The organism is Gemmatimonadaceae bacterium (assembly GCA_036003045.1).
Classification (GTDB): Bacteria; Gemmatimonadota; Gemmatimonadetes; order Gemmatimonadales; family Gemmatimonadaceae; genus JAQBQB01.
Map to the genome: position 1 here is coordinate 1 of DASYSS010000051.1, position 1,777 is coordinate 1,777.

General features: G+C 66.2%; 3 protein-coding genes. 2 read left to right on the forward strand and 1 reads right to left on the reverse strand.

Annotated elements, in window-relative coordinates; genetic code table 11:
* The first annotated feature begins 107 nt into the window (after positions 1–107).
* Together VGQ44_13580 and VGQ44_13585 are read left to right on the forward strand one after the other, a co-directional pair.
* The gene (locus VGQ44_13580; protein ID HEV8447855.1) at positions 108–350 is read left to right on the forward strand and encodes a hypothetical protein; all 243 of its coding nucleotides are present in this window, start codon (positions 108–110) and stop codon (positions 348–350) included.
* 51 nt (positions 351–401) lie between these two features.
* A complete protein-coding gene (locus VGQ44_13585) occupies positions 402–1,031 on the forward strand; it encodes an IS110 family transposase (GenBank protein ID HEV8447856.1) in 630 nt (209 codons plus the stop codon).
* 356 nt (positions 1,032–1,387) lie between these two features.
* Here the strand turns inward: VGQ44_13585 and VGQ44_13590 are convergent, their stop codons facing one another.
* Positions 1,388–1,591: a hypothetical protein gene (locus VGQ44_13590; GenBank protein ID HEV8447857.1), complete on the reverse strand. Its 204-nt coding sequence runs from the start codon at positions 1,589–1,591 to the stop codon at positions 1,388–1,390.
* Positions 1,592–1,777 lie beyond the last annotated feature (186 nt).

Genomic DNA, 1,777 nt, shown 5'->3' on the forward strand with positions numbered 1-1,777 from the left:
TGAAGCGGCTGAACCTCCACGGCGACGTGGTGGCTAGGTTCGCCCCACAGGGTATATGAACGTGCTCATCGTCTTGCGACGAGGCACACACCGGGAGGCCAGCCGCCATGGATACGATAGGGCTCGATCTGCACAAACGCGAGAGTCAACTCTGCATCGGCTCGGACGACGGCCACATCGAGGAGCGCCGCATCGTAACGAGTCGGGAGCGATTCACCGCCGTGTTGGGGACGCGCCCGACGGCGCGGATTCTGCTCGAGGCCAGCACCGAGAGCGAGTGGGTCGCGCGGCAGCTCGAAGGGTTTGGCCACGAGGTGATCGGCGCCGATCCCAACTTCGCGCCGATGTAGGCCACGCGCTCGCGGAAGACGAAGACGGACCGGCGGGATGCGAGAACGCTGATGGAGGCGTGCCGGCTCGGCACGTATCGACCCGCGCACCGGCTGTCGGACGCGCGGCGGCATGTGCGCGCGGAACTCGCGGTGCGCGAAGCGCTCGAGCTGTCGGCCACGCTGGCGGCCGAGCTGACGCCACTCTTCGCGCTCCTCGCACCGTTGAATGAGCAGATTGCCGCCGCCGACCAGCGGATCACCGCGCTGACGACGGCGGATCCCGCCGGCGCGCTCCTCACCACCGCGCCGTCGGTGGGTCCGATCACCGCGGCGGCGATCGTCGCGACGATCGATGATGTGACCCGCTTTCGCTCGGCGCATCAGTTCGAGGCGTTTCTGGGCCGGGTGCCGAGCGAACGGAGTTCTGGCGAGCAGCGACGGATCGGTCGAAGCACGAAGGCGGGCAATGTGCGCGCGCGCTACCTATTGGTCGAAGCCGGGTGGCGCATTCTCCGCTCGCGGGACGCGGAACTGCACGCGTTGCGGACGTGGGCGCTGACGATCGCCGCACGACGCGGCAAACGGATCGCGGTGGTGGCGCTCGCGCGCCGCCTCGCGGGGATTCTCGATGCGATGTGGCGCGACGGGCGACCGTATGATGCGCACCGACTGCGGATGCCGCGGCCGCGAGCAGCGTAAAGAGCACAACCGCGACGATCGACTGACTGATATATCGGCGTGGCGAGCGCGTTGCAGCTTATGGCCGCCGTGCGAGAGCCGAGAGCTAGTTGGCGCCGTCCACGCCCATCGCATCCCCCAATGCGCCGAGGCCACCGGGCCTCACGAAGAGCGCGAACAGAAGGCTGAGCAGCAGCTCGAGTCGGTCGCGGTCAATCAAAGGATGGTCACGGCAAGTGCACAGCCGCACTTGACGCGGGGCGCCGCTTCACAGAAAGCTGCAGGGCCAGCTTAGGCAAGAAACCTAAAGACTGAATCGTGTTCTCGACGGGCGCCACGACCGATCGAATGTGGGCACCTGTCAGCTTCAGCGTTCCTTAGGCGGTGTGGTCGCGTGGCCCGCCCCGGCTTTCCGGAGCGAAGAACAGGGCGACACCGCTGATGAGCAGAATAACCCCGCCGCCAAGCAGCATCTTGGATGAAAACGGAGTGTCGTAGCGGCTCGGCTGGAAGCGCGCCTGAATCATGATCGTCAATCCACCAAAGACATTCACCACACTCTGAATGCGGTACCGAGTCATCGTGGCCCCTCGAGGAGGGTCGAACATCCGCCTAACGCGTTAGCTAGCCGCCATGGATACGATAGGGCTCGATCTGCACAAACGCGAGAGTCAACTCTGTATCGGCGCCGACGACGGGCGTATGGAGGAGCGCCGCATCGCGACGAGTCGCGAGCGGTTCACGAGCGTGCTGGGGGCGCGGGCCGG

Excerpts from the sequence above, each read along its gene's own strand:
- VGQ44_13580 (HEV8447855.1), top strand. The coding sequence starts at position 108 with ATGGATACGATAGGGCTCGATCTGCACAAACGCGAGAGTCAACTCTGC.
- VGQ44_13585 (HEV8447856.1), top strand. The coding sequence starts at position 402 with ATGGAGGCGTGCCGGCTCGGCACGTATCGACCCGCGCACCGGCTGTCG.
- VGQ44_13590 (HEV8447857.1), bottom strand. The coding sequence starts at position 1,591 with ATGACTCGGTACCGCATTCAGAGTGTGGTGAATGTCTTTGGTGGATTG.